16 protein-coding genes are annotated in these 23,989 nt (G+C 69.7%); 4 read left to right on the top strand and 12 right to left on the bottom strand.

All coding sequences use genetic code 11. The features are described 5' to 3' along the window. Positions 1-4: 4 nt before the first annotated feature. Positions 5-805, top strand: coding sequence for a 3-hydroxybutyrate dehydrogenase (locus ACIHFB_RS03695; protein WP_365269490.1), 801 nt, complete (start codon positions 5-7; stop codon positions 803-805). Between the two features lie 76 nt (positions 806-881). Then, the gene (locus ACIHFB_RS03690) at positions 882-2,828 is read left to right on the top strand and encodes a helix-turn-helix domain-containing protein (protein ID WP_400125067.1); all 1,947 of its coding nucleotides are present in this window, start codon (positions 882-884) and stop codon (positions 2,826-2,828) included. 95 nt (positions 2,829-2,923) lie between these two features. Here ACIHFB_RS03690 and ACIHFB_RS03685 read toward each other — a convergent pair whose 3' ends face one another. Together ACIHFB_RS03685 and ACIHFB_RS03680 are read right to left on the bottom strand one after the other, a co-directional pair. Continuing rightward, on the bottom strand, positions 2,924-4,312 hold the full coding sequence (locus ACIHFB_RS03685; protein WP_400125066.1) for an MFS transporter: 1,389 nt from the start codon (positions 4,310-4,312) through the stop codon (positions 2,924-2,926). A 168-nt stretch (positions 4,313-4,480) separates the two neighbouring features. Further along, complete coding sequence (locus tag ACIHFB_RS03680; RefSeq protein ID WP_400125591.1) at positions 4,481-7,486, bottom strand: family 16 glycoside hydrolase; 3,006 nt, start codon at positions 7,484-7,486, stop codon at positions 4,481-4,483. A 468-nt stretch (positions 7,487-7,954) separates the two neighbouring features. On the opposite strand from ACIHFB_RS03680, the gene ACIHFB_RS03675 reads away from it, so the two are divergent. Further along, the gene (locus ACIHFB_RS03675) at positions 7,955-11,221 is read left to right on the top strand and encodes a family 78 glycoside hydrolase catalytic domain (protein WP_400125065.1); all 3,267 of its coding nucleotides are present in this window, start codon (positions 7,955-7,957) and stop codon (positions 11,219-11,221) included. Between the two features lie 292 nt (positions 11,222-11,513). Next, positions 11,514-12,254 (top strand): dienelactone hydrolase family protein, encoded by a 741-nt coding sequence (locus tag ACIHFB_RS03670; RefSeq protein ID WP_400125064.1) that lies wholly within the window; start codon positions 11,514-11,516, stop codon positions 12,252-12,254. Between the two features lie 110 nt (positions 12,255-12,364). Here the strand turns inward: ACIHFB_RS03670 and ACIHFB_RS03665 are convergent, their stop codons facing one another. The 10 genes from ACIHFB_RS03665 to ACIHFB_RS03620 form a co-directional block, all read right to left on the bottom strand. Continuing rightward, on the bottom strand, positions 12,365-14,158 hold the full coding sequence (locus tag ACIHFB_RS03665) for a CocE/NonD family hydrolase (protein ID WP_400125063.1): 1,794 nt from the start codon (positions 14,156-14,158) through the stop codon (positions 12,365-12,367). Between the two features lie 76 nt (positions 14,159-14,234). Then, positions 14,235-15,482, bottom strand: coding sequence for an ABC transporter substrate-binding protein (locus tag ACIHFB_RS03660; protein ID WP_365269473.1), 1,248 nt, complete (start codon positions 15,480-15,482; stop codon positions 14,235-14,237). After that, a complete protein-coding gene (locus ACIHFB_RS03655) occupies positions 15,479-16,567 on the bottom strand; it encodes a branched-chain amino acid ABC transporter permease (protein WP_400125062.1) in 1,089 nt (362 codons plus the stop codon). The genes ACIHFB_RS03660 and ACIHFB_RS03655 overlap by 4 nt, the downstream gene beginning before the upstream one ends. Further along, positions 16,560-17,435 carry a branched-chain amino acid ABC transporter permease gene (locus tag ACIHFB_RS03650; RefSeq protein ID WP_400125061.1) on the bottom strand — a complete coding sequence of 292 codons (876 nt, stop codon included), beginning with the start codon at positions 17,433-17,435 and terminating at the stop codon, positions 16,560-16,562. Before ACIHFB_RS03650 ends, ACIHFB_RS03655 begins: the two co-directional genes overlap by 8 nt. After that, entirely contained in the window at positions 17,432-18,196 is a 765-nt protein-coding gene (locus ACIHFB_RS03645) for an ABC transporter ATP-binding protein (RefSeq protein WP_400125060.1), read from the bottom strand. The genes ACIHFB_RS03650 and ACIHFB_RS03645 overlap by 4 nt, the downstream gene beginning before the upstream one ends. Next, complete coding sequence (locus tag ACIHFB_RS03640; RefSeq protein ID WP_400125059.1) at positions 18,193-19,050, bottom strand: ABC transporter ATP-binding protein; 858 nt, start codon at positions 19,048-19,050, stop codon at positions 18,193-18,195. Before ACIHFB_RS03640 ends, ACIHFB_RS03645 begins: the two co-directional genes overlap by 4 nt. 120 nt (positions 19,051-19,170) lie before the next feature. Continuing rightward, positions 19,171-19,791: a response regulator transcription factor gene (locus ACIHFB_RS03635; RefSeq protein WP_365269458.1), complete on the bottom strand. Its 621-nt coding sequence runs from the start codon at positions 19,789-19,791 to the stop codon at positions 19,171-19,173. Then, positions 19,788-20,936: a GAF domain-containing protein gene (locus ACIHFB_RS03630; protein ID WP_400125058.1), complete on the bottom strand. Its 1,149-nt coding sequence runs from the start codon at positions 20,934-20,936 to the stop codon at positions 19,788-19,790. Before ACIHFB_RS03630 ends, ACIHFB_RS03635 begins: the two co-directional genes overlap by 4 nt. A 55-nt stretch (positions 20,937-20,991) precedes the next feature. Continuing rightward, the gene (gene paaK / locus ACIHFB_RS03625; RefSeq protein WP_400125057.1) at positions 20,992-22,293 is read right to left on the bottom strand and encodes a phenylacetate--CoA ligase PaaK; all 1,302 of its coding nucleotides are present in this window, start codon (positions 22,291-22,293) and stop codon (positions 20,992-20,994) included. 125 nt (positions 22,294-22,418) lie between these two features. Continuing rightward, positions 22,419-23,954, bottom strand: coding sequence for an AMP-binding protein (locus tag ACIHFB_RS03620; RefSeq protein ID WP_400125056.1), 1,536 nt, complete (start codon positions 23,952-23,954; stop codon positions 22,419-22,421). Positions 23,955-23,989: the final 35 nt, after the last annotated feature.

The following is a 23,989-nucleotide window of genomic DNA, read 5'->3' as shown; positions in this document are numbered from 1 at the left end:
TGCCATGACGGCAAGCAACGCCCTCGCGGGACCCCATACCCCCTCGCTCGACCTCGGTGGCCGTACCGCCCTCGTCACCGGAGCCGCCGGCGGCATCGGCCGAGCCTGTGCGCTGCGGCTCGCGGCCGCCGGGGCCAAGGTGAGAGCGGTCGACCGGGAGGCCGAGGGCCTGGAGTCACTCGCCGAAGGGGCCCGAGACCTCGCGGGCACGGTCGAACCGCATGTCCTCGACCTCACCGACCTGGACGCCGCGGAAGTCGCCGCCGCGGGTACGGACGTCCTCGTCAACAACGCTGGGCTGCAACTGGTCCGCCCCATCGAGGACTTCCCGCCGGACGTCTTCCACACCGTGCTCACCGTGATGCTGGAGGCACCGTTCCGGCTCATCCGCGGCGCCCTGCCCCATATGTACGGACAGGGCTGGGGCCGGATCGTGAATGTGTCCTCCGTCCATGGGTTGCGCGCCTCAGCTTTCAAGTCGGCCTATGTGGCCGCCAAACATGGGTTGGAAGGACTGTCCAAGACCGCGGCCCTCGAAGGCGCAGCCCATGGAGTCACCTCGAACTGTGTGTGCCCCGCCTATGTGCGCACACCACTGGTCGAGAAGCAGATCGCCGACCAGTCCCGGGCGCACGGCATTCCCGAGGAGCGCGTCCTGTCCGAGGTACTGCTCCAGGACAGCGCGGTGAAACGGCTGATCGAACCGGAGGAGGTGGCCGAGGCCGTGGCCTATCTGTGCGGCCCGCAGGCCTCCTTCGTGACCGGCACCTCGCTCGTCCTCGACGGCGGCTGGACCGCCCACTGAGCGGGCCGTCGCCGAGACGCCGTCGAGTTGTCCACAGGGCTGACGGGGCGACGGTGCGATGGGGAATCCTGTGACCATGTCCCGCGATCACGTGCAGTCCGCCGAACGTTCCGCCGCCCGTTCCGGAGCGACCGTCGGCAGCGCAGAGGCACCGTTCCTCGACCTGCTGGCCCGCGGCGCCTCCGCCGAGGCCTACGAGCAGCCGGTCTTGCAGGCCCGCGCTGAGGGCCGCCCCGCCGAGTGGGTCGCCGCGCTCGAGCGCGCCAAACTGAGCGCCTTGCGCGTGCGCGCGGAGCTGGAGGGACGACGCCGACGCGAGGCCGAGCTGTCCGCCCTGTTCGAGACGGCCCACGACCTGGCAGGACTGCGGGACCTGGACGCCGTGCTCCAGGCGATCGTGCAGCGCGCCCGCTCCCTGCTCGGCACGGACGTCGCCTACCTGAGTCTGAACGACCCGGCGCAGGGCGACACCTACATGCGGGTCACCGAGGGCTCGGTCGCGGCACGCTTCCAGCAGCTGCGGCTCGGGATGGGGGAGGGGCTCGGCGGCCTCGTCGCCCAGACGGCCCGGCCGTACGTCACCGAGGACTACTTCAAGGACGGCCGCTTTCAGCACACCCTCACCATCGACGCGGGCGTGCGCGACGAGGGGCTGGTCGCCATCCTCGGTGTGCCCCTCATGCTGGGGCACCACGTGATCGGCGTGCTCTTCGCCGCCGACCGACGGGCCCGGGTCTTCGAGCGGGAGCAGATCGCGCTGCTCGGCTCCTTCGCCGCCCTGGCCGCGGCCGCCATCGACGCCGCCAACCTGCTCGCCGAGACCCGCTCGGCCCTGGCCGACCTGGAGAGGGCCAACGAGATCATCCAGGACCGCAGCGGCGTCATCGAGCGTGCCTCCGACGTCCACGACCGGCTCGCCGAACTCGTGCTGCGCGGCGGCGGGGTCCACGACGTGGCCGCCGCCGTCTCCGAAGTCCTCGACGGCACGGTCCAGTTCACCGACGCGACCTCCACACCCACCCAGGCCCTGGAAGCGTCCCGTGCCGAAGGGCATGCCGTGCGGCACGCGGACGACTGGATCGCCGCGGTGGCCGCCGGCGGCGAACTGCTCGGCGCGCTCGTGCTGCGGGGCCATCCCGGCCTCGACCCCGTCGACCAGCGCACCCTGGAACGCGCCGCGATGGTCACCTCTCTTCTGCTGCTCGCCCGACGCTCCGCGTCCGAGGCCGAACAGCGGGTCCGCGGTGAACTCCTCGACGACCTGCTGGACGCCCGGGACCGCGATCCCCGCCTGCTGCGTGAGCGTGCGGAGCGACTCCACGCCGACCTCGACGCCGCCCACGTGGTCCTCGCTGCCCGTCTCGACGGCGTTGCCGCCGACGCCGACCAGGAGGCCGCGGCCCGACGGCGCCTGTGGTCCGCCGCCTCCCACCTCGCCGCCACCCGGCACGGGCTCGCCGCGGCCCGCGACGGCGGCACGGTCCTCCTGCTGCCCCTAGACCAGGGGGACACCGCCACCGAACTGGCCCGCCGCACCGCCGTACACCTCGGCACGGCCGTCCACGAGGCGGTCACCGTCGGCGCCTCCGCCCCCGTGGCGGATCTCGCCGCCCGCCCGGACGCGGTCGCGGCGGCCTACGAGGAGGGCCGCCGCTGCCTCGACGCCCTGCGGCTGCTCGGCCGCCACGGCGACGGCTCCGCCGCCGAGGACTTCGGATTCCTCGGACTGCTCCTCGCCGGCGGCCGGGACATCGCGGGATTCGTCGACCACACCATCGGCCAGGTCGTCGCCTACGACGAACGCCGCGGCACCGACCTGCTGCGCACCCTCGACGCCTACTTCGCCTGTGGGATGAGCCCGGCCCGTACCAAGGACGATCTGCACGTCCATGTGAACACCGTCGCCCAGCGCCTGGAGCGTGTCGGCCGTCTCCTCGGCGACGACTGGCAGAGCCCGGCCCGTGCCCTGGAGATCCAACTCGCCCTGCGGCTGCACCGGTTGTCGGCACCGCCACCGAAGTGACGACCACGACGGCGGCCCCGCGCGCACGGGCGTACGGGGCCGTTTGCCTCAGGGAGCAGGGAGCAGGGAGCAGGGAGCAGGGAGCAGGGAGCCGATCAGGCCGTACGCGCGTCCGCGGCCTGCGCTGCGGCGGGCGCCGCGTCGGAGGGCTGCTCGACCTCGGCCAGGTCACGATGGCGGGTCTCCTTGGCCAGTGCGACAGCCACGATCGTCAGGACGGACGCGCCGATGACGTACAGCGCGATCGGCGTGGAGCTGCCGTAGTCCGACAGCAGCGCCGTGGCGATCAGCGGCGCCGGCGCGCCCGCCGCGACCGAGGCGAACTGAGCGCCGATGGAGGCACCGGAGTAGCGCATCCGCGTCGCGAACATCTCGGAGAAGAAGGCGGCCTGGGGCGCGTACATCGCCCCGTGCAGCACCAGACCGACGGTCACGGCGAGGATCAGGTTGCCGAAGCCGCCGGTGTCGATGAGCGAGAAGAACGGGAACATCCACAGCCCGATTCCGACGGCGCCCAGCAGGTACACCGGTCGGCGGCCGATCCGGTCCGACAGCGCGCCCCACAGGGGAATCACGGCGAAGTGCACGGCGGAGGCGATGAGTACCGCGTTCAGCGCGGTCTGCTTGGAGACGCCGGCCGAGGTGGTGGCGTAGACGAGGATGAAGGCGGTGATGACGTAGTAGCTGATGTTCTCCGCCATGCGCGCGCCCATCGCCACCAGCACATCGCGCCAGTGGTGCCGCAGCACGGAGACGAGCGGCAGCTTCTCGGCCGCGGCGGCCCCGGTGGCCTTGCGGGCTTCGGCCTGCGCCAACGCCCGCTTGAAGACAGGCGATTCATCGACAGACAGACGAATCCACAAACCGACGATCACCAGCACGCCGGAGAGCAGGAACGGGATCCGCCATCCCCAGCTGCCGAACGCGCTGTCCGACAGCACGGCGGTCAGGAACGACAGCACGCCGGTGGCCAGGAGCTGTCCCGCGGGCGCCCCCGTCTGCGGCCATGAGGCCCAGAATCCGCGCCGCCGAGCGTCCCCGTGCTCGGACACCAACAGCACGGCCCCGCCCCACTCGCCGCCGAGCGCGAAGCCCTGGACCAGACGCAGCACGGTCAGCAGCACCGGAGCGGCGGAGCCGATGGTCGCGTGCGTGGGCAGCAGCCCGATCGCGAAGGTCGCCCCGCCCATCAGCAGCAGACTCAGCACCAGCAGCTTCTTGCGCCCGAGCCGGTCGCCGTAGTGCCCGAAGACGAGCGCGCCCAGTGGCCGCGCGGCGAATCCGACCGCGTATGTCAGGAACGACAGCAGGGTGCCGACGAGCGGGTCGGAGTCCGGGAAGAACAGCTTGTTGAAGACGAGGGCGGCTGCGGAGCCGTACAGGAAGAAGTCGTACCACTCGATGGTGGTGCCGATGAGGCTGGCGGCGACGATGCGCTTGAGGTTGGACGGGGGTGGTGGAGCGGTTTCTGCTGTCGAGGCCATGTGCGCCACTTCCTCGTGTGCCGTGGGGACGGGTATGTGTTCGCACACGGTAGGAATCTGCAGGTCAGCGTCACATGTGGTGGGACTACATAGTTCTTGGGTGGGGTGTGCGTGTCGGCCCTATGTCTGCACTTCGAGGGCCGACACGCGGGCTTGATCGCTTCTCGGTCAGGACAGCGGCTCCACCCAGACATTGCGGAAGCGGACCTTGTTGCCGTGGTCCTGGAGGCGGATCGCACCGAGCGCGGCCGACTCGGGGTCACCTCCACCCGTCGGCCCGTCGACGGCCACGTCGTCGTGGACCTTCTCGCCGTTCCAGATCACCGTGACCCGCGCGTCCGAAGTCTTCTTGCCGTCTCCGTCGAAGCGCGCGGCACGGAAGGTGATGTCGTACGTCTGCCATGTCTCGGGAGCCTTCGCGGCGTTGAGGTCGGCTGCCTTCTTCAGGTAGATCGACGCCGCCTCGTTGTTCGCGAGATCCGTGTCCTCGTACGAGTCGAGGATCTGCACCTCGTACCGGTCCTGGAGGTAGACACCGCTGTTGCCCCGGTCCTGGCCGGTGACGTCGTCCGGGAGCTTGGGGACGCGGAACTCGGCATGCAGCTTGAAGTCGCCGAAGTGCTGCTTCGTGCGCAGGTCGCCGCAGCAGACTTCCATGGACTTCTCGGCGGTGTGCGGCCATTCGGCGCTGCGGCCGTCGGTGTGCTGCCAGGCCGTGGAGATGCTGCCGCCGGAGAACAGGTCGATCCGTGTGCCCGGGCGGCGGATGTCGACCGCGTCGAGGTTGACGTGGCCGGTGTCGCCTTCGCCCACGGAGTACGTGATCGTGTTGCGGCCCTTGCGGAGATCGAGGCGTTCGGTCTTCGTCGACCAGCGGTTCCACACGTCCGTCGACGGCAGGCTCGTCTGCCTCGCCTCACCGCCGTTGACGGAGACGCTGATCGTCTTCGTGCCCGGGGCGGGGTGGGGGCCGTTGGCGTAGCGCAACCCCACCTCGTATGCGCCCTGCTCGCCGACCTCGACGTCCACGCTGACCTCGGCGCCCTGCTCACCGAAGCCGTCGACGAAGCCGCCGCCGGTGTACCCGGCGTGCTCGGTGGCGGTGCCCGCGCTGCCGGAGAGGCGGCCGGACTCGGCGTCGTACATAGTGACGGGCTCATCGGGTCCGGGCTTCGCGTTGAGCGTGTACCAGGCCTCGGTGGACCACAGTTGCTCGCCCTCGGTGGAGGAGAACGGGCGCGGCGAGCGGACATGTACGACGCGGTCGGTCCTGAGCCCGGGGATGGTGAGCTGGACCTTCTTGCGGTCCTTGGAGAGCTTCGCCGACGTGACCGGCAGTGACTCCTCGTCGATCTTCGGGCCGCCGTACGCCGGGGTAGGTGCGTAGCGCCACTGCTCGACGGAGTACGCGCCCTCGGTGAGCTTGGCCGCGGTCTCCTCCGACAGGGGCTTGGTGTAGGTGAGGTCGAAGCCGCTCGGGGTCGCGCGCATCGTCTTGATGTCGAAGGCGGTCTCGCCGTTCGGGGTCAGCTTCTGCAGGCCGAAGCGGAGCTTGCCCGCCTGCCCCCAGTTGCCGTCGGCGCCCAGACCGCCGGTGTAGATCGCACCGTCGGGCCCCTCGCTGATCCGGGTGATGCCGGACTCCAGGCCCTGCGTGTGCCGGAACACCGCGCCCTGGTACTCGCCGTCGACCTTCTCGAGGTCGGCGCGTTGCAGTCCGCCATAGGTGACGTCACCGAACACCATCTGTCCGGCGAACGGGCCCTTCTTCAACTGCATCGGTGTGCTGGGCGAGTTGGCGATCTCATTCTGCGGCAGCCAGAGCACCGGCTTGGTGACGGGCTTGTCGTCGTACGGGCCGTCCGGGTTCATGTAGTGGTTGAAGAACCGGTCCTGCTTGATGTGCACCAGCTTGGAGGCGGGCAGCCAGCCGCCCTGGTTGTCGGTGACGAACAGATCGTTGCCGGGGCCGCGGCCGATGCCGTTCGGGGTGCGCAGGCCGCCGGCCAAGTAACTGACCCTGCCCGTGGCCTTGTTGACCTTGATGGTGGTGCCGCGGTTGGCGGCGGGCTGCGGGTCGGTGGTCGCGCCGCCGTAGTTGATGGCGACGGACAGGTTCAGATAGAAGTCGCCTTTGTCGTAGAGCAGTCCGAAGGCGAACTCATGGAAGTTCCCGCCGAACGGCCACTCGGCGATCTTCTTCTTCTCATCCGTCACATCGTCGCCGTCGGTGTCGTTCAGCTCGGTCAGCTGATGCTTCTCCGACACATACAGCTTCCCGTCCACGTACTTGATGCCCATGGGTTCCTTGAGCCCGTCGGCGATCTTCTTGTACGTGACCTTGTCGGGTCCTGTGTCACCGGTGACGTGGTCCAGGAGATACACCTCGCCCCTGGTCTGCTCACTGCCGCCCCACGTGGAGATCGCGAGCCGGCCGTCGGGCAGCCAGTCCATCGCGGACACCTGCGGCTCGAAGCCCTCGGGCCGCAGATTCGTCAGCGTGTAGCCGGGGTTGACCTCGGTCAGGGGCAGCCCGTCGCCCGGGGTGTCGTAGGTCCCCTCGCATTCCTTGCGTCCGGGAGCCGTGACCCTGACGACCCCGGCGTCCGTGCTCAGCACGGAGTTCGGCACGACCGTGAACTCAGCTGCCCCCGGCGGCTTCCACTGCAACGTGACCTGTTGACCGCCGCCCGCGTCGAAGTGGTCGATGCGCAGCGAGGTGTAGCCCGGGTTCAGCGTGATCTCGCCGTCCTTGGGTTCGGCGCCGTGCAGTCCGTCGTGGTCGATGACCTGCTGGTCGCCGAGGAAGAGCCGGGATCCGTCGTCACTGATCAGCCGGAAGGTGTACCCGCCGGACTCGGGCACGTTCAGATTGCCGATGATCTGCGACACGAAGTTGTCGCTGAAACCGAAGCCGTCGGTGGACGTCCAGTCGGCCGTCGGAATCAGCTTGTCGACATTGGGCGTCTGTGCGGGCTTGAGATCGCACAGTTTGCCGAGCGGGGACTGGATGTCGAACACCCGCAGGGTGACGCCTGGTTCCTGCGGCGGAAGGTCGGCGAAGGGCCGGGGATCGTCGTCGGCCGCGGCGGGGGTGACGAGGGCGCCGCCGAGGAGCGCGGTGAGCAGCAGTCCCGTGGCTCTTCGAAATCTGTGCCGGAAGGGGCGGGATATGTGCCCGGGGGATTCGTGGCGCTCGGGGCGTGGCTTCACTCTTCCTCCTGCGTTGTTCGGGGGCGACGCACGCAGACTTCTGTGGCAAAGCGACGCTCAGCGTAGGGACGTGACTCCTGTGCGTCCACACTTTGTCCACAGAAAGGAAAAACTGCCGTCGGTGGGTGAGGCGGTCGGAGGAGGTTGCCTCGGGCTCGAACTTAAATCGTTTCATTGATGCCGCCCTGAAACATCATCAGGAAGCGCCGAGGGATGGATCCCCCTGGGTATCAGGCGATAGCTCACCTCACGCAAGACTGGGGCATGCAGGCCCATTGACTTCGTAAGGGCGTCACCTCTAGCTTCCGAGGCGCAACCTCTTTGAAACCTTTCATGATGTCGGGGGATGCCGGCCCACTCGTGGTGAGGAGCTCCCATGTTTCGGCCCGCACAGTTCGTCGAGATCGCCTACCAAGAGAGCGAAGCGTCATGAGCCGAAACTGGAACCGTCGTGTCTTCCTGCGCGCCGCCGTGACCACCGCGGCAGCGGGAGCGGCATCGGCGTTCGCCACCGTGAACCAAGCAGCCGCGCAGGCTCCTCACGAGCCCGCACTGAGAGCAGGACGGCTGCGTGTGGAGCGGACCACGGTGGAGTACGCGGAGAATCTCCTGGGCACGGACTCCGCGACTCCTCGTCTGAGCTGGGAGCTGGCCGCCGATGGCAAGGGGGCGCGGCAGAGCGCCTACCAGGTCCGGGTGGCCGACGATCGGGAGGGCCTGAGCCGTCGGCCGCTCTGGGACTCCGGCCGCGTCAACTCCGAGCGTACGGTGGGGATCCCGTACTCAGGTCCTGCGCTGCGCGACCGTACCCGCTATCACTGGCAGGTCCGCGCCTGGGACGAGCAGGGGCGCGCCTCGGCCTGGAGTGCGGTGCGCTGGTGGGAGACCGCGCTGCCCGCCGATGGCTGGCAGGCCCGCTGGATCGGCGCGGAAGCGCCACCGGCACCGCCGGGCGTCGAGGGCACCTCATGGATCTGGGCGCCGGGCCCACCGGTCTGGAGCACGCCGGTCGGATCGCGCTGGTTCCGGGCGGCACTCGAGCTGCCTGCCGACGCCGACGTCACCCGGGCGAGAGTGACCGCCACCGCCGACGACGACTTCACCCTCCATCTCGACGGGCGGCAGGTGCTGCACCAGCCGGAGCGCACGGACGCCTGGCGCACCGCTCTCACGGCCGATGTCACCGAGCTGGTGCGTGCGGCGGGCCGGCGGATCGTGGTGGCGGTCGTCGCCACCAACCGTGGCAGCGGCGTCAATCCGGCCGGGCTTTTGCTCCGGCTCGACGTGGAGACGAGCGCAGATCGCCACGAGCTCGTCACGGGCGAGGGATGGCGGGCGATCGAGACCGAGCGGGAAGGCTGGCAGCGGCCCGACCACGACGATGGCGACTGGCCCGCGGCCACCGTTCTCGCGCCGTACGGCGAGGGGCCGTGGGGCCGGGGCGTCAGCATCGGCACCCCGGAGCTGCCCGCGCCGCTGCTGCGCCGGGAGTTCACCGTGGGCAAGCCGATCGCGCGCGCCCGCCTGTACATCAGCGGACTGGCCTACTACGACGCGGAGATCAACGGCAGACGGGTCGGCCGGCAGGTCCTCGACCCCGGCTTCACCGACTACGACGAGACCGTCCTGTACGCGGTCCACGACGTCACGGAACGGATCAACCGCGGAGTCAACGCCCTCGGAGTCACCCTGGGCCGGGGCTTCTTCGGCATGACCACTCCGAACGTGTGGAACTGGCACACTCCTCCCTGGCACGGGGAGCCCCGGCTCCTCGCCCAGTTGGAGATCGACCACCCCGACAACACCCGCACCATCGTCGCCACGGGCCCCGACTGGCGGTTCACCGAGGGACCGACTCTCAGCAACTCCCTCTACGCGGGCGAGACCTACGACGCACGGCGCGCGGCGAGCGGCTGGACCCGGCCCGGCTTCGACGACCGCGACTGGGGGGCCGCCGCAGTGCTGAGTGCCCCGAAGGGCACCGTACGCGCCCAGCCGCACGACCCCATCGAGATCACCGAGACCGTCCGTCCCACGGCCATCAGCGAGCTGAGCCCCGGCGTGTACGTCGTCGACATGGGCCGCACTCTGGCGGGCTGGACCCGGCTCACCGTCACCGCCGACGCCGGGACCACGATCCGGCTGGTGCACGGCGAGAAACTCAAGGACGACGGCAGCGTGCATGCCCAGACGGACCATGTCCCGGGACGCTTCCAGACGGACGAATACGTGTGCGCGGGAAGCGGTGAAGAGGTCTGGGAACCCAAGTTCTCCTACAAGGGCTTCCGTTACGTCCAGATCAGCGGCCTGCCCAAGCGCCCCACGCCCGATCAGGTCCTCGGCAGGGTCGTGCACACCAAGGTCGAGGAGGTGAGCCGGTTCCGGTGCTCGGAGCCGTTCTACGAGAAGCTCGACCAGGCGATGCGGCGCACGATCCTCAACAACCTTCACGGCATCCCGACCGACACGCCCATGTACGAGAAGAACGGCTGGACCGGTGACGCCCAGCTGGGGGCGCCCGTCATGGCGTACGCGTTCGGGGTCCACCGCTTCTTTTCCAAGTGGCTCGGCGACCTCGCGGACAGCCAGCTCGCCGACGGGCATCTTCCGGTCATCGTCCCCAGCGGCGGCTGGGGATACAACGAACTGGGACCGTCGCCGGAGTGGACGACCGTCTACCCCTTCGTGATCCGGGAGATGTACCGGGCCTACGGCGACGACCACCTCGCCCGGGTCCACTGGCCGACACTCACCCGCTATCTCGACTGGGAGCTCTCCCGGCTGCGCGACGGTCTCGCCGTCACCGCGCTCGGCGACTTCCTGCCCCCCGGCTACGAGGGCCTTCCTCCCGAAGACACCCGGCTGACCGCAACCGCCTATCTTCACCGGGCCCTCATCCACACCGCGGAGATGGGCGAAGTCATCGGTGAGACGGCGACCGCGGACGACTACCGCGCGGCGGCGGAGAAGCTCAGGTCCGCCTTCAACACGGCCTTCCTCGACTCGGCAGCCGGTCACTACCGCACCAGCAAGGACCCTGAGTACCGACAGACCAGCAACGCGATACCCCTGGTCTTCGACCTCGTTCCCACGTCCGCCCGCGCGAGCGTCACCCAGAGCCTCGTCGACGACATCACCGCCCGCGGCAACCACCTCAACACCGGCGCGCTGGGCACCAGCGTGCTGCTGCGGGCACTGACCGCCGGGGGACACCCGGAGGTCGCCCACGCCCTGGCCACCCAGCGAACGTATCCGAGCTGGGGATACTGGTTCGACCAGGGCGCCGACACCATGTGGGAGATGTGGCAGCTCGACTCACGCTCGCGCGACCACTACTTCCACGGCACGGTCGCCCAGTGGCTCCACGAGAACGTCGCCGGTCTGCGTCCCGGTGACGCGGGATACCGCACCTTCACCGTGCGCCCCGATGCCCGTACGGGAGTGGACTGGGCGCGTACGTCGATCCGGACGGTGCGGGGCAGGGCTTCGGTCGACTGGGCCCGCTCCGGGGGCCGGCTGCGTCTCACGGTCGAGGTGCCGGTGGGCGCGGAGGCCGAAGTCCATGTGCCGGCGGCCCGGCGACTGGACACAACTGCGCCCCGTGGAGCGGAGTTCGTGCGATCGGAGCCGGGCCACACCGTCTACCGCGTGCCGCACGGCGAGTGGGAGTTCGCTGCGAAGGCCGGGTCCGTCTGACCGTGCGCGGGCAGAACGCAGCCTGAACATGCGGGAGTTGCTCCAGGCCGTTCCGGCGCCGATCCGCGGCACCGGAACGGTCTGGCCAGGTCCGTAGCCTGTCGGGCCGATGCAAAAACCCGTTGGCGGACGAGTGCGGCCACTGTTACGTTTCCGGAGGCCGTGCGAGAGATCGAGGAGGTGGTACCCGTGAACACAGTATCGACATGGGTGCTCCCCTCCGGGGTCACGGTCGGGCGATAGGCAGGTCGTCCGGGAGCGCCGTTCCAGTGCACTCCCGAAAGGCACGACCATGCATTTCACTTCCGAGCAGCGCCTTGACGACGGCGTCCTCGAACGCGAATTCACCCTCGGTGAGATCCCCGGAATCCTGTGGACACCCACCCCCACACCCGCATCCGCGCCGGTGCCGCTGATCCTGCTCGGCCACCCTCCCCTCGGGCTGCGCGGGATGTACCCCCGACTGGTGGCCCGGGCCCGGCACTCCGCGGCGGAGGGCTTCGCCACGGCCACCATCGAACTCCCCGGAAGCGGCGACCGGCCCCGTTCGCCCGCCGCCGAGCAGGCCCGCGCCGATCTGCGCCGGGCGATGGAGGCCGGCGAGCCGGTCGGCGACGAGATCGTCGACGCCCTGGTCCTCCCCATGGTCGACAAGGCGGTCCCGGAATGGCAGGCCGCACTGGACGCCCTCCTTTCGCTGCCCGAGATCGGCGGCCCGGTCGGGTTCTCGGGGGGAGTGATCTCCATCGGCATCCGGCTCGCGGTGGTCGAGCCTCGTATCTCGGCCGCCGTTCTGTTCGCCGGGAGTTTTGTGCCTCGCGCCCTGTTCGAGGAGGCCCGGCAGGTCACCATTCCACTGCACGTCCTGTTGCAGTGGGACGACGAAGGGAACGACCGGCAGGCGGCCCTGGACCTGTTCGACGCCTTCGGCTCCAAGGAGAAGTCCCTGCACGCCCATCTCGGCGGACACGCCGGCGTCCCGCAGTCCGCGGGGGACGCCGCGGCCCAGTTCTTCACCCGACATCTGAAGTGAGGCCGGGGGGCCGTCGGCCTCTGCACCGTGGGCCCCTGCCGAACTCTCGGCAGGGGCCCATACTGCGTGAAGCAAGGATCTGGTGATCCGGGAGATGGTGATCTCCCTGCTCAGGACGCCGGCCCCCAACTCTGAGTGCTCGGACGTGCCGCGCGGGTGGAGGTCAGCGGCAGGTTGACATGGGACGCCGCACCCGCGGACCGCTCGATGGAGTAGACGCCGCCGGAGAGATCGGCGAGCTGCTGTGGGGTCGGAGCCACGGGGTAGTGGAAGTCGGCCGGTGTCTGGCTGGTGAGGGCGATCCGGATGCGGAACCCGGCCGGGATCTCGGTGAGGCTCGGGAGCAGGGCGATGTCGTAGCGGGTGGTCGTCCCCGGCACGACCGGCCGACGGGACTGCTCGGTGAAGGGGTGACTCGGCTTGAGGAGCGCCCCGTTGCTGCCGTACCAGCTTCCGCGACGGTCCACGGAACGCTGGCTGCCGAGGAGGACGCCGTCGGCCTGCTTGGTGACGGTCTCGTCCGGCGCCACGATGCTCAGCGTGGCTGACAGCTGGGTCTCCGGCGTGGTCGATGTGGCGTAGACGGTGACGTCGGCCGGCCCGTTCAGCAGGCTCGGCTTCGTGAGAGGAGCCGTGCTGTAGGTGAGGGTGTTGTCGGCGGTCGCTGCCGCCCAGGTGAGGCTGTCGCGGCCCTGGCCTGTCGGTCTCGTCGCCGTGAGTGAACCGTCTCCGAGGTAGTAGGTCCGGGCGTCCGTCGACAGGGGCCAGGCGGCGCTGTCGACCCACCTGTTCGCGCCGTTCTCGAACAGATGTAGGGGAGTTGAGGTGGCAGCCATTGGGGTGGGGGCGTTCTTGAGCCAGGTCTCGAACCACTTCAGACGGATGGACTGCAAGGTGGGCTCGTCGACGTGCTCACCGTGCGTCCATGGTCCGACGATCGCCTGGTACCGGCCGGTGACGGCGTCGGAGTTCTCGATCGGATCGGTCAACGGCCTGCCGAAGTAGGCGTTCTGGGCAGCCGCGTACGCGCCGAGGTTTCCGCCGGGGAAGAGGTCGTACCAGCCTGCCTGCGAGAGTGCCGGAATCCCGTTGCGGATGATCCGCGGCATGAGCTTTTGCACGTTCAGGTCCTGCCAGTACGCGTTGTTGTACGCGCGAGGGCCGCCGCTCGCCTGCTGGGCGATCGTCTCGGACAGCGGGTCCGTCGCCGGATCGTCCTCGGGTCCGCGCGGCAGGCCCTGCCCGATGGACGCGACGAAGTCGGTGGGGATACCGCCGTTGGCCGTGAGGTCGTTGTAGAAGTCCGAGTCGGTGCAGAAGGGCGCGATGGCCTTGAGGGGCGACTTCCTGCCCACGGCCGCCGCGGTGAACCACTGGTTGACCCCGAGGTAGGAGCAGCCGTCCAGACCGACCTTGCCGTTGGTGTCGTCCAGTGAACGGGCCGCCCAGTTCACCAGGTCGGCGCCGTCCTCGGCCTGCCGGTCGCCGAACCAGTCGGCCTGTCCGCCGGAGGCCGCGGTGCCGCGCACCGCGGACGCCACATAGATGTAGCCGCGCTGCACGAAGTAGGTGCCGCTGTCGGTGGGGTCGGAGCGCTGCTTGCCGTACGGGTTCTGCGTCAGCAGCACGGGGAAGTCGCCCGACGCGCGCTGGCCGGTGCCCGGATCCGTCGGGTAGACGACGTCCACGGCGATCTTCACGCCGTCGTCCATCGTGACGGTCATCGGGATCGGTTCGCCGGCACCGTACGTTGCCCTGGGCGGCTGCCAGGCGGGGGTCTTCGCCGGTGCGGCCGCCGTCGTGGTCTGTCCGGCCACCACCAGGATCAGGGCCGATGAAGCGCCCGCAAGGACGGAGACGGTACGCGGCAGCCGGTGTCTGCCGCTGGTCGTGGCCTGCGTCACGAGGGTCCTGCCTTTCTTCATGCGGGTTCGAGCCGGCCGGCCCCGGACTCGGGCGCCGGCCGGTGTGCCGGGGTGGCTACTTCTCGTGCGGGGCCTTGTACGCCTTCGCTTCGTCGGCCTCGAACAGGGGCTGCGCTGAGCGGAGTCCGCCCTCCACCGCGGCGTCCGGCCGGGCGATGTACACCTGGCGGGTGGCCGGGGCACCCGGCTTGGAGTAGTCGAGGGTGGCGACGAGATCGCCGGTGTCGGCGGAGGTGGTCTGCTGCATGGCCTCGAGGATGCCGTCGCGGGTCAGATCCTTGTTGTCACACGCCGTCTTCAGGATCGAGCCCCACACCTCGGCCACCGCATAGCCGTACGGCACACCGGCGTTGGGCGGCTCCGCGTACCCGGCCGCCTTGTACGCCGTGGCGATCTCCTTGGCCTTCGGGAGATCGGCGGAGTACGGCACGGTGCTCGCCGCGACGTACAGCTTGTCCAGGGCCTTCGCGGCCGGCCCCTCGTGCAGCACCGGGTCGAAGGCCGGGTTGTTGGCGAGCACCGGCACGTCCAGACCCAGCGCCTTGTTGGCGGCGAGGGCCGATCCGGTCTGGCCCGGCGTCGTGGTGAGCAGGATCGCCTTGACGCCGTCGCCCTTCAGGCTGGTCACGACGTTGGTCAGATCGGTGTCCGTCGACGTGATCTTGACATCGCGCAGCTTCAGCTTGTGCTGCTCCGCGTAATAGCGCGCGCCGCGCAGCCCGTTGGCGCCGTACTCGCCGTCGACATAGATGTGCCCGACCGTGTCGCCGTCCTTGATCATGCCTTCCTTCTGGAGGTAGGACAGCCCGTCGATCATCTCGATGTCGTACGTGGTGCCGACGACCATGACGTACGGGTTGCTCAGCAGCTCGGACGACCAGGAGGCCGGCGTGGTGGTGACCTTGTCGGACTGCACGTCGCCGGCCAGCGCCGCCACGATCGGGGAGCCGGTGAGCTGAAGGAAGCCGAGCACCTTCGGCTCCAGCTGCGGATACAGGGTCTTGGCGGTATCGGCCTTGTAGCCGTGGTCGACGACTTCGAGGTCCACCTGGCGTCCGCACACCCCGCCCGCCGCATTGAGGTCCTTCACCCACAGCTCGTTGCCGCGGGTGATGGCGGTCGCGAGGCTCTTGAACACCCCGGTCTTGTCGGTCATCACACCGAGGGTGATGGTCTTGTCCGTCACCCCGACCCCGGTCTTCACCCCGTCGGCCCCGGACGAACCCTCCTCGTTGTCCGCCGCCTTGGTGCTGCAGGCGGTGGCGAGGATCAGCAAGGCGCAGCACGCCGCGAACCGTTTCATGCCCGTCTCCTTATGGACTGTGTGAGCCCCCGGCCGATCGCGGCCAGTCCGCCCGGTGCGAACAGCACGATCAGGACGATCGCCGTGCCGTACACGAAGGAACCGACGAGGACCGGGGTGAACGCGCCTTCTCCCGTGCCGGCGAACCAGCCCAGATCCACGGAGTACAGCGCGAGGATCTGCGGCAGGCCGTTGACCAGGGCGGCACCGGCCAGCGCACCCGGCACCGAGCCGAGGCCGCCGATGATGGCCATCGCGAGATACGCGATGGAGATATTGATCCCGTAGGTGCCGAACTCGCTCTCGTCCGGCTTGAGGATGTCGAACCACAGCACGGTCATCACGCCGGCGAGCCCGGCATACGCGGAGGACACCGCGAACGCGCCGGCCTTGGCGCGGCCCACGTCGACGCCCATCGCCGCCGCGGACGCCTCGTTGTCCCGTACCGCCCGCCAGGCCCGTCCCACCCGTCCGGTCACGGCTCCGCGGGCAAGGGCGTAGGCGAGGACGACGAGGGCGAGGAACAGGTACCAGACCCGCTCGGTCTCCCCGAGGGGCACACCCGCGATCGCCAGGTTCCCCTCGTCGGAGAAGGAGAAGCCGAAGAGCTCGAAGGCGGCGGGCGGCCGGCCCGTCGACGTACCGCCGGTGAACGAGGTGATCTCCTGGCCCAGATACAGGCCGAGGAACACCAGGGAGAGCGAGGCGACACCGAGATAGATCCCGCGCAGTCGTCCCGCCACGGGAGCGAACGCCAGCCCCAGCGCCGCGGTGATGACGACCGCGCCGACGAGCGCGAGCAGCGGATTCCAGCCGAGCCCGACCAGGCCGCCGGTCGACGGCCCGGCGAGGACGGTGTACGAGGTGGCTCCGGCGAGCACGAAGAAGGCGTGGGCGAGGGAGAGTTGACCGGCCTGACCGCTCAGCAGGGTCAGCCCGATGGCGCCGACGGCGCCCACCATCATGAACTGCCCGGCCTTCAGCCAGGGCGCGGTGAGGTACAGCGGCAGGACGAGCAGCACCACGAGGGCCCCGGCCCAGCCGGCCGCTCTGAGCCCGGAAGCGGGTATCGCGAATCTAGACACGGGCCGTCTCCCCCGTACCGAAGAGTCCGGCGGGGCGGACGACCAGGACGACGAGCATCACCAGGAACACCGCGCTCTTGGCGAAGGCGAACGAGATGTAGTGCGCGGACAGTGCGTCCACCAGGCCGACGATCAGCCCGCCCACCACCGCGCCCGCGGTCGAGTCCAGGCCGCCGAGGATCGCCGCGGGGAAGGCGGCGAGCGCGATGGAGTGGGTGCCGCGCGACAGGCCCGCGCCGGAGAAGTCCTGGGTGGCGATGAACAGCACCGCGACACCGGCCAGTACACCGGCCACCAGCCAGGCCGCCGCGGTCACCTGGGAGCTGCGGATACCGGCGAGCGCGGCGGCCTCGCGGTTCTCGGCCTGGGCGCGGATACGGATGCCCCAGGTCGAGTAGCGGAAGGCCAGGAAGAACGCGCCGATCAGGACGGTCGCCACGACCAGGGCCACCAGATGGGTCCGGAACAGGGTGATGCCGCCGACGGTGACCGGGTGGGAGTCCCAGCCTTCGCCGAGGAACGGCACGGACACCCCGAGCCGGCGCACGATCTCCTCGGTGATCACCACATCCGCGCCGATGGTCAACAGCGCGAGACTGAACGGATCGGCGTGCCGGGACCGGGCCATCAGCCGCTCCAGGCACAGCGCGAGCAGCCCGGCGCAGACGATCCCGATGACGGCCGCCGCCACCCAGCCGACCTCGTCCCGGGTGGCCACCACCACACAGCCGCCGAACATCACGAACGAGCCGTGGGCGAAGTTGACCACCCCGGTCGCCTTGAAGATCACCACGAAGCCGAGGGCGAGCAGGGCGAACACGGCGCCCTTGCCGATCCCGTTGACCGACAGTTGGACGAATGTGTTCACGCCGCAGCCTCCGTACCGAGATAGGCCTTGATGACCTGGGGATCGTTCTGGACCTCGGCCGGCGTTCCGTCGGCGATCACCCGGCCGAAGTCGAGAACGGTGACGCGGTCGGCGACGCCCATCACGAGGTTCATGTCGTGCTCGACCAGGAGCACCGAGATACCGAGCCGCTCGTTGACCGACTGGATGGTGTCGGCGAGTTCTTCCGTCTCGGCCGTGTTCATGCCGGCGGCCGGCTCGTCGAGCAGCAGGAGCGAGGGTTCGACCGCGAGGGCGCGGGCGATGTCGACGCGTTTCGCCTTTCCGTACGGCAGCGAGCCGACGGGGGCGTCGAGGATGTCGCCGAGTCCGAGGAACGCGCAGATCTCCGCCGCCCGCGCCGTGTGCACGCGCTCCTGCCGGGCGGTCAGCTTCAGGGCGCAGGACAGGAATCCGCCGCGGGTCAGGGAGTGCCGCCCGAGCATCACATTGTCGAGGACCGTGGAATGGGGTGAGAGCGCGGTGTTCTGGAACGCCCGGCCGATCCCGAGTCCGGCCCGCTGGTGCGGCCGCAGAGCGCGTAGGTCCTTGCCGTCGAAGGTCAGGGCGCCTTCGGTGGCGCGGTAGAGCCCGCCGATCACATTGAAGCAGCTGGACTTTCCGGCGCCGTTCGGCCCGATCAGGGCGTGCAGGCTGCCCCGGGTGACGGTGAACGACACGTCGTCCAGCGCCCGTAGGCCGCCGAAGCGCAAACCGACGTTCGCCACGCGGAGTTCCGTCACCGGGACCACCTCGCGAGGGAGCGCGTCTTGGGCGGCGTCCAGGCAGGGAGGGTGCGCCGCCGGTCCGGTGCGGTGGTGGTCGCCGTGTCACCGGCGCCCGTGTCCGCACCGTTCGCCTGGCCGCCGCCCGCGTGGCCCCCGAGGTACAACCGCCGCAGCTCCTCGCTGCCCGAGACCTCCGCCGCCTGCCCGGACAGCGCCACCTTCCCGACGTCGAGCGCGACGACCCGGTCGGCGACGCTCAGCGCCATCATGGCGTTCTGCTCGACGAGCACCACGGCCGTGCCCTGGGCGTGGATCTCCCGGATCGTCGCCGCGATCCGCTCGACCATCTTCGGCGCGAGACCGAGCGAGGGCTCGTCGAGCAGCAGCAGCCGGGGGCCGGACATCAGCGCCCGTCCGATGGCGAGCATCTGCTGTTCACCGCCGGACAGCAGCCCCGCCCGCTGCCGCGAGCGCTCCGCGAGCACCGGGAACAGGTCCAGGACCCGCTCCTTGGCCGCGGCGCGTGCGGAGGCGGAGGAGACGGTGACGCCGCCGGCCCGGAGGTTCTCCTCGACGGTCATCCGGGCGAACACCTGGCGCCCCTCGGGAACGCCGACCACACCCATCCGTACGATCGCGGCCGGATCGAGTCGGTCGATCCGCCGGCCGTCGTAGTGGATCTCTCCCTCGGTGACCGCACCCCGGTGCAGGCGCAGCGTCGCGGAAATCGACCGGAGTACCGTCGACTTTCCCGCTCCGTTGTTTCCGAGCAAGGCGAGTACTTGGTCGTCGGCCACATCGAATCGGATGTCGTGCAATGCGGCGGCCGACCGGCCGTACCGCACACACAGTCCTTGAATGGTCAGCACGCTGAGCCTCCGCTGCGAACTGGCGGCGTTGCCAGTGGCCGTATTGTGCGAAGGGCTCTGCGCGGGCCATACCCCCAAGTGGAGAGGTGGATAGGGCGATCTGTGCCAGTCGGCGGGTGGTCAGAGCAACCCGGCCTCGCTGGCCTTTCTGATCGCTTCGACCCGGTTGCGCGCACCGAGCTTGTGCAGCGCGGACTGGAGATAGGTCTTCACGGTGTTGCGGGTGAGACCGGTCGAGTCGGCGATCTCCGGATTCGTCTTGCCCTGCGCGGCGAACCGCAGCACCTCGTACTCGCGCCGCGTCAAGCCGCTGCGAGCGAGGTTGTCGGAGCGCTGCGAGGTGTCCGGGAAGATCCGCGGATCCACCACGCGTTCACCGCGCAGCACCCGCCGTAGCGCGCTGACCAGATCGGTACCGGCCACGTCCTTGAGCAGGCCGCCGTCCGCGCCGGCCTCGATCGCGGCGATGACTCCGCCGTGGTCCGCGTGCGCGGTGAACACCACGATCTTGACCGCCGGATGGACCTGCCGCAGCCGGGTCACCACCTCCGGCGCGAGCATGTCCGGCAGCCGCAGATCGAGCAGCACCAGATCGGGTTGCAGCTCCATCGCCTGCTCGATCGCCGCAAGCCCGGATTCGGCGGAGCCGACGAACACCAGGGACGGATCCGAGCGAAGCAGCAGTGTCACGCCGTCCCGCACCACGGGGTGGTCGTCCACGACGAGCACGGACCCGGTCACGCGGGATCCGGCAGCCAGGCGCGCAGGGTGCACCCGCCGTCCTCGTCGCGTACCAGGCTGACCCGGCCCGCCATCCGCGCGGCGCGCTCGGCCAGCGACCGTACGCCCATCCCCGTGCCGTTCGTCTCCGCCGCCGATGCGCCCCCGCCGTCGTCCGCGACCACCAGCTGGACGCCGCCGTCACACGGGCCGAGGCTGACGATCACCGAGTGCGGTCGCGCGTGCTTCTCGACGTTGAGCAGTCCTTCCCTGACCGCGGCGAGCAGCAGTGCGGTGCGCTCGGAATCCATCGGGGCGATCTGCCCGAGCTCCACGAACCGGGCGGGTACACCGGTACGGGCCTCGAAGGACCGTGTGCACGCGGTGAGTTCCACCGGCAGCGCACGCTCGGGCGTGGTGTCCGACAGGGCCAGCAGTGATTCCCGCAGAGCGCTGGACGCCGCCGAAATATCGGACTCCAGGCGGGACAGGCGTGTCTCGAGGGCCGGATTGTCGTGGATGGCGTGGTGCAGGTCACGGACCTGCACCCCGATGGAGAACAGCAGTGCCCCCACCGAGTCGTGCAGCGCGTTCTGCATCCGCTGCCGCTCCGCCGTGACCGCGCCGGTCGCCTTGGACTCGGCGGCGCCGGCGATCTGCAGCGCGGTCGCGGCCTGCTCGGCGATGCTCTCCATCCGCTGCACGGCCATGTCACCGAAGTCGGTCGCCGAACGCATCGCGGCGTAGGCGACCGCGACCGTCCGGGACTTGCTGATCACGGGCACGGCGATCATCGCGCCGAGGCCCTCGCCGCGCACCTGCGCGTCGAAGTGGTGCGTGATCTCGGGTGAGGTGACGTAGTCGCTCACCCGCACGGCCCGGCCGAGCGCCATGGCCCGGCCGCCGATGCCCTGGCCGACGGGGACGGTGAGACCTTGCAGCAGGTCCGTTCTGGTGCCCGACATCCACCGGACCACCGCCTGGCCGGGGCTCTCCAGATCGGCCACGAACCCGGAGTCGACACCGGTGGTGGCCCGAATGAGCCGGGCGGTGCCGTGCAGCGCCACGATGCGGTCCATCACCGTGAGCAGACCGTCCCGCTCGCACAGCAGCGCGTCGAGCACGTTGATCTGCTCGACGGCACGTTCGACGGGCCGTTGCCTCATGGCGGCAGGGTGACACAGGGACACAGGTGCGGGACATCCCCAGATGGAGATATCTTCAGGCGCTCCCGACCCGGCCTTCGCGCAGGTCGACCACCCGGCGCAGCTTGCCGGTGGACCGCTCCAGCGACCCGGGCGGGACCACCTCGACATCGACGCGAATGCCGATGTCCCGTTTCGCCATGTCGGCGATGCACCGTGCGACCGGCGTCCGCAGCTCCGCGCGAGCCTCCACCTCCACCGTCAGCTGATCCAAGCGGTCACAGGACGTCAGAACGATCCGGAAGTGCGGCGACGCGCCGGCCGTCGTGAGCACGATCTCCTCGATCTGCGAGGGGAACACATTGACGCCCCGCAGAATGATCATGTCGTCGGTGCGTCCGGAGATCTTCTCGATCCTGCGGAATGCGGGATACGCCGTGCCGGGAAGCAGCCGGGTCAGATCGCGCGTCGCATAGCGGATCACCGGCATCGCGGTCTTGCTGAGCGACGTGAACAGCAGCTCGCCATGACCGCCGTGAGGCAGTACGTCCGCGGTGGCCGGGTCCACGACCTCCGGATAGAAGTGGTCCTCCCAGACGTGCAGACCGTCCTTGGTCTCGACGCTCTCCTGGGCCACGCCCGGACCGATCACCTCGGACAGCCCGTAGATGTCGACCGCGTCCAGCCCGAAACGCTCCTCGATCTCCGCGCGCATCCCCTCGGTCCACGGCTCGGCGCCGAAGACGCCCACCTTCAGCGAACTGGTCCGCGGATCGATGCCGGCCCGCTCGAACTCATCCGCCAGCGCGAGGAGATAGGACGGCGTGACCATGATGACCTCCGGCTGGAGATCAGTGATGAGCCGCACCTGCCGCGCGCTCATCCCGCCGGACGCCGGGATCACCGTACAGCCGAGCCGCTCCGCTCCGTAGTGCGCGCCGAGCCCGCCCGTGAACAGCCCGTATCCGTACGCGACATGGACCGTGTCACCCGGCCGCACACCGGCCGCCAGCAGGGAGCGCGCCATCACCTCGGCCCACACGGAGAGATCCCCCTCCGTGTAGCCGACCACCGTCGGCTGCCCGGTGGTGCCGCTGGACGCGTGCACACGCCTCACCTGGTTCCGCGGCACGGCGAACATCCCGTACGGATAGTTCGCGCGCAGGTCCTCCTTGGTGGTCGTCGGGAACCGGGCCAGATCGTCCAGGTCCCGGCAGTCCTCGGGACGCACCCCGGCCGCGTCGAACTTCTTCCGGTAGAAGGGGACATGGTCGTACGCGTGCCGCAGCGTCCACTGCAACCGTTCCAGTTGCAGCTCACGCAGCTCCTCCGGCTGCGGGGCGGGGATCGACGACTGACTGCGGCTCCATCGCTGCACGGCTCGCACACCTCCCGGGACGCGGGCACCTCGCCCGACCCGCCGCATCGTGCGGCAGGCGAAGGCCGCCTCAGAACCCCCATGTGGAGAGGTGCTCACATCCCGACGACGAACCCGGACTCCCGTCAGTTCACCCCGCGTTCGCGCCCCTCCCAGTAGGGCGCGCGGAGCTTGTACTTCTGGAGTTTTCCGGTGGCCGTCCGCTCCAGGGCACCGCGGAACTCCACGGAGGTGGGCGCCTTGTAGCCGGCCAGGCGTTCCTTGCAGTGCCGGATGAGCTCGGCCTCGGTGACCTCGGATCCGGGGGCGCGGACGACCAGGGCCTTGATGGTCTCGCCCCACTTCTCGTCCGGTACGCCGATCACGGCGACCTCGGCGACCTCGGGGTGGCTGAAGAGGGCGTCCTCGACCTCGATGGAGGACACGTTCTCGCCACCGGTGATGATGACGTCCTTCCTGCGGTCGCTGATGGTGAGGTAGCCGTCGTCGCCGAGGGTGCCGCCGTCTCCGGTGTGGAACCAGCCGTCCGCCAGCGCCTCGGCCGTCTCCTCGGGCTGTTGCCAGTAGCTCTCCAGGATCACGTTCGAGCGGGCCAGGATCTCGCCGGAGGCCGAGGTCCGCAGGGTCACGCCGAGGGCGGGAGCGCCGGCCCGCGCCAGGTTCTCCGCCCGCTGCTGCGGGTGCAGGTCGTCCCATTCCGCGCGAGAGCGGTTGATCGTCAGAAGGGGCGAGGTCTCGGTCAGGCCGTAGATCTGGATGAACTCCCAGCCGAGCTCGCTCTCGACCCGCGCGATGGTCCGGGTCGGTGGCGGTGCGCCGGCGCAGATGATCCGCACCCGGTCCCGCCCGGGGATCTCACCCGGCCAGCTCTCCGCAGCGGTGAGCACGGCGTTGACCACCGCGGGCGCGGCGCACATCACGGTCACGCCGTGCTCGGCGACCCGGCGCAGGATCTCGGTGCCGTCCACCTTCCGCAGGACGATGTGGGGGACTCCCAGGGCGGTCATCGCGAAGGGCATGCCCCAGCCGTTCGCGTGGAACATCGGCAGGGTGTGCAGATAGACGTCCCGGTCCGAGACACCGGCGTGCAGGGCGAACGTCATCGCGTTGACCCAGATGTTGCGGTGCGTGATCTGTACGCCCTTGGGGCGCGCCGTGGTGCCGCTGGTGTAGTTGATCGTCGCGGTCGCGTCCTCCTCGGCCTCCCACGGCGCGGGCTCGACGTCGAACCGGTACAGCTCCGCGTCGGACTCGGCCCCCATGACGAAGCGGTGCTTGCAGGCGACCCCGGCCAGACGCTCGGCGACGTCCGGGTCGACCAGGAGCACGTCGCACCCGGAGTGGCCGACGATGTAGTCCACCTCCTCGGCGGACAGCCGGAAGTTGACCGGCACCAGCACCCTGCCGTGGCCGGACACACCGAAGAACGAGGTGAGCAGCCGCGCGCTGTTCTGCGAGACGATCCCGACCCGGGCCCCGTGCGGAACCCCGAGTGCGTCCAGCCCCGCGGCCTGGGCTCGCGCGAGTTCGCCCACGCGACGGTAGGTCAGCTCCCGCCAGGGGACGGCGGGTTGGTCGGGTTCGTCGACGATGCCGACGCGGTCCGGATACACGGTCGTGGCGCGGTCCAGAAAGTCACGCACCCCGAAGGGAACGAACATAAGGGGCCTCCCGGCGCTGCGAGGTGACGCTGCAT

This window comes from Streptomyces sp. NPDC051963, from assembly GCF_044593495.1.
In the GTDB taxonomy this organism is placed as follows: Bacteria; Actinomycetota; Actinomycetes; order Streptomycetales; family Streptomycetaceae; genus Streptomyces.
The sequence above is the reverse complement of the archived record's forward strand: the minus strand, read 5'-3'. Positions and strand labels throughout refer to the sequence as shown.

What these genes read in the sequence shown, in the direction of transcription:
- ACIHFB_RS03695 (WP_365269490.1), top strand. Translation starts at nt 5, where the DNA reads ATGACGGCAAGCAACGCCCTCGCGGGACCCCATACCCCCTCGCTCGAC.
- ACIHFB_RS03690 (WP_400125067.1), top strand. Translation starts at nt 882, where the DNA reads ATGTCCCGCGATCACGTGCAGTCCGCCGAACGTTCCGCCGCCCGTTCC.
- ACIHFB_RS03685 (WP_400125066.1), bottom strand. Translation starts at nt 4,312, where the DNA reads ATGGCCTCGACAGCAGAAACCGCTCCACCACCCCCGTCCAACCTCAAG.
- ACIHFB_RS03675 (WP_400125065.1), top strand. Translation starts at nt 7,955, where the DNA reads ATGAGCCGAAACTGGAACCGTCGTGTCTTCCTGCGCGCCGCCGTGACC.
- ACIHFB_RS03670 (WP_400125064.1), top strand. Translation starts at nt 11,514, where the DNA reads ATGCATTTCACTTCCGAGCAGCGCCTTGACGACGGCGTCCTCGAACGC.
- ACIHFB_RS03660 (WP_365269473.1), bottom strand. Translation starts at nt 15,482, where the DNA reads ATGAAACGGTTCGCGGCGTGCTGCGCCTTGCTGATCCTCGCCACCGCC.
- ACIHFB_RS03630 (WP_400125058.1), bottom strand. Translation starts at nt 20,936, where the DNA reads ATGAGGCAACGGCCCGTCGAACGTGCCGTCGAGCAGATCAACGTGCTC.
- ACIHFB_RS03620 (WP_400125056.1), bottom strand. Translation starts at nt 23,954, where the DNA reads ATGTTCGTTCCCTTCGGGGTGCGTGACTTTCTGGACCGCGCCACGACC.